Source organism: Elusimicrobiota bacterium, assembly GCA_041658405.1.
In the GTDB taxonomy this organism is placed as follows: Bacteria; Elusimicrobiota; UBA5214; order JBBAAG01; family JBBAAG01; genus JBBAAG01.
This window is the reverse complement of record JBBAAG010000140.1, coordinates 1-3554: the sequence shown is the minus strand read 5'-3', so window position 1 is coordinate 3554 and position 3554 is coordinate 1. Positions and strand designations below refer to the sequence as shown.

The 3554-nt window shown below is 41.6% G+C and carries 4 protein-coding genes; all 4 read left to right on the top strand.

All coding sequences use genetic code 11. The features are described from left to right. The first annotated feature begins 75 nt into the window (after window positions 1-75). Window positions 76-687 carry a response regulator gene (locus WC955_13240; GenBank protein MFA5860019.1) on the top strand — a complete coding sequence of 204 codons (612 nt, stop codon included), beginning with the start codon at window positions 76-78 and terminating at the stop codon, window positions 685-687. Between the two features lie 56 nt (window positions 688-743). After that, window positions 744-1106: a response regulator gene (locus WC955_13235; GenBank protein ID MFA5860018.1), complete on the top strand. Its 363-nt coding sequence runs from the start codon at window positions 744-746 to the stop codon at window positions 1104-1106. A gap of 14 nt (window positions 1107-1120) precedes the next feature. Further along, window positions 1121-2371 (top strand): sensor domain-containing diguanylate cyclase, encoded by a 1251-nt coding sequence (locus WC955_13230; protein MFA5860017.1) that lies wholly within the window; start codon window positions 1121-1123, stop codon window positions 2369-2371. A gap of 96 nt (window positions 2372-2467) precedes the next feature. Further along, on the top strand, window positions 2468-3554 hold a 1087-nt coding region (gene ugpC, locus WC955_13225; GenBank protein MFA5860016.1), incomplete at its 3' end, for a sn-glycerol-3-phosphate ABC transporter ATP-binding protein UgpC.

Genomic DNA, 3554 nt, shown 5'->3' with positions numbered 1-3554 from the left:
GAGATCGACCAGGGTACGGAGTTTATTATTAAAATACCTCTAAAACATGAAGAAAAAGGTTTATAGGATCAGTATATGAGTACAGACGAAAAAAAATGGTATGTATGGTACAGTTACAGCACGTATACTGACCGTGCGGGGCCGTTTACATGGCAGGAAATTGAGCAGATGGTTATGCAGGGTAAGCTCAGGGAGGAAGATAAAATCTGGGTTGACTCGTTAGCGCAATGGAAAAAAGTTAATGAGATACAGGAACTTATACCGTTATTATCTCAGCATGGGAAGTCACAGGATGCCAGTGCCAAGAAAAAGGTTTTAATCGTTGATGATGATAATACGCTACGCGAATTTTTACAGAGTATTTTTGAAGAAAAAGGGTATCAGGTATATACCGCATCAGAAGGGACTGAAGGATTACGGCTTGCGCATTTTGAACTTCCTGACCTTATACTGTTAGATGTAACAATGCCGCGGCTAAGCGGTTGGGAAGTGTGTAAGAGGCTGAAGAAAGAGGAGCGTACACGCAATATACCGGTAATCTTTTTAACTGCCCGTGACCAGGTGCCGGATAAACTTCTGGGGATGGAACTTGGCAGTGCGAAGTATTTAACAAAACCGTTTGACCTTAACCTGCTTGAGAAAACGGTGGATGAACTCTTAGGCACACCCTCGGTGCCGAATGCGTAGTGTAGTAATGGTTTTAAATATATAACGGAGGATGATACTGTGAGAAAACAGATTTTATGAAAACGATTGTTATCACTGAAGATGAGGAAGTGTTACGCGAAATATTTCGTGATGAACTCACGGAAGCAGGGTATAATGTCGTACTTTCACAAAACGGGGAAGAATGTCTCGGTATTCTTGAGACAGGGAATGTTGACCTTCTTATTCTTGACGTCAAACTGCCTGATATGAGCGGATTGGAATTATTAGGTAAGATGAAAGAAAAATATTTTGCTGTCCCGGTGATTATGTGCACGGCGTATGATAGTTTCCAGACGGATTATAAGTCATGGAGCGCATCTGCGCAGGTTAAGGATTATATTGTAAAACCTATTGATTTGGAACAATTAAGGGATAAGATTAAGAAAATCGTTGGGTAGTATTGGAAGGGTCAATGGCGCTTTATTTGCCACCTGTGATTGCCGGGGTTATAGTAGCCGCATTGGAGTTTGCGCGCTACTTTTTTTATGCTTATAAAAGTTTTTGTATCATAATATCTTTAGTTGAAGTATTGATCGGTATAATGTTAATCTACCATCTCATTGAACAATATCATAAGGTACAGCATCGCGCTGTTGCTAATGTTAAACATATCCGTGCAGAACTTGAGAATACTAATAGGTTAACGCATTTATTGCTTGGTAATTTTGAGTATGATAAACCATTAGAAAAAATGGTGAAGACTATAATCGAAAACCTTACCAAAGGTATGGGGTTTGATGATGCGATGGTGTATCTTTTAGAAGGTTCTGAGATGACAGGGATACTAAGGTGTATTGCTACCCGCAGTGTGTTCTCAATGCGCGGGATTGACAGGTTTACGTTATCGTTTATAACAGAAGAAGCTGTATTGAACGACGCGTTGCGTTCACGCGATGCAAAGATTGTGCAGGATGTTGATACGTCCGGGTGCGGGTGCAGTAAAGAAATGCTTTCCGCTTTAAAACTTAAACAATTCATTCTTGTACCGATGCATATAATGAATAAAGTACTGGGCTTAGTGGTGGTTGGGAATACTGCTGTACGTAAAACTATTAATCATACTGATATAGATTCCGCGAAACTTATTGTAAACCAGGCAAGTGTTGCGCTGCATCTTGCGCAGTTGTACCAAAAAATTCAGGAGATGACCGTTCATGATGAACTTACCGGCGTGTATAACCACCGGTATTTTAAGGATGTTATCCGTAAAGAACTTGACTTAGCGCACCGTTACACCCAGCCTCTGTCAGTGTCAATCATTGATATTGATAATTTTAAGCATTATAACGATACTAACGGGCACGTAGCGGGTGACGGTGTGTTACGCCAGGTAGCGCAGTTATTGTCAAAAGGTGTGCGTAAGACTGATATTGTTGCACGGTACGGCGGTGAAGAGTTTGGGTTGATATTTCCTGCTACGGATAAGGACGGCGCGTTGATTGTCCTGGAAAAATTGAGGAAAGATATAGAGTCATTCCCGTTCCCGTTCGGGGAGAAACAACCTCAGGGAAAATTAACGATAAGTTTAGGGGTATCAACATTCCCTGTAGATGCTGCGGAGATCCGTGACTTGATTGAGTTTGCGGATAAAGGGTTGTATATCGCGAAGAATAACGGGAAAAACCGTATTGGTATCTACAAAAAAGCAGTGCCCGAGGGGTAGTAATAACATAAAATGTTGTTGATACCCGCGAAGGTTTATGTTATAATACTGTGCAATAAAATTGTGGTAAAAACTTTTTTGACGAGGTGGTAAATTGTGTCACAGGTAATTCTGAAGAACGTGTCAAAAACATATCCGGGAAATGTTATCGGTGCGAAGGATGTATCCCTGGAAATCAAAGATAAGGAATTCTGTATACTTGTAGGCCCATCGGGTTGCGGGAAAACTACGACGTTAAGGTTAATCGCCGGGCTTGAGGATATTACGAAGGGTGAGATTTATATTGATGATACATTAGTGAATGACATCCCGCCTAAAGATAGGGATATCGCAATGGTATTCCAGAATTACGCGTTGTATCCGCATATGACAGTTTATGAGAATATGTCGTTTGGGTTGAGCCTGAGGCATTATCCTGAAAAAGAAATTAGTGACCGTGTAAATGAAGCGGCTAATATGCTGGGGATAATACATCTGCTTGACCGTATACCCAAAGCACTGAGCGGCGGGCAACGGCAGCGCGTGGCAGTAGGGCGCGCAATTGTTAGAAAACCAAAAGTGTTTTTGTTTGATGAGCCGTTGAGTAACCTTGACGCTAAGCTCAGGGTACAGATGCGCGCGGAGCTTAAGATGCTGCATGAACGGTTACAAGCAACTATGATTTATGTTACACATGACCAGATTGAAGCTATGACTATGGGTGATAAAATATGTGTTATGAGAGACGGTATTGTGCAGCATATAGCAACGCCGTTGGGGTTATATAATAAACCGGCAAATAGGTTTGTTGCTGGATTTATCGGTTCGCCGCCTATGAATTTTCTTGAGTGCGGGATTGAGAAAACTGAAAAGGGTGTGTATCTGAATGAAGGTAAGTTTAAGCTTAAAGTCCCGGAAGACCTTACCGGGATATTAATTGAATACATAGGAAAACGCGTAGTGTTCGGGATGCGGCCGGAAGATATTTATGATAAACTTTACGCTCCTCTCGCGGATCCGGAAAGTACAATCACTGCTACTGTTGAAGTGGTGGAACCACTGGGGAATGAAATACATTTACATTTAACTACAGGCAAACAGATATTTGTTGCCCGGGTTGATGCGCATAACCAGGCACAGTCAAATCAGGATATTGAACTGGTCTTCAATATGCGTAAGATGCATATATTTGATATTGAAACCG

Bases quoted from the DNA above. Each gene is read 5' to 3' on its own strand.
- WC955_13235 (MFA5860018.1), top strand. From the start codon at position 744: ATGAAAACGATTGTTATCACTGAAGATGAGGAAGTGTTACGCGAAATA.
- WC955_13230 (MFA5860017.1), top strand. From the start codon at position 1,121: ATGGCGCTTTATTTGCCACCTGTGATTGCCGGGGTTATAGTAGCCGCA.
- WC955_13240 (MFA5860019.1), top strand. From the start codon at position 76: ATGAGTACAGACGAAAAAAAATGGTATGTATGGTACAGTTACAGCACG.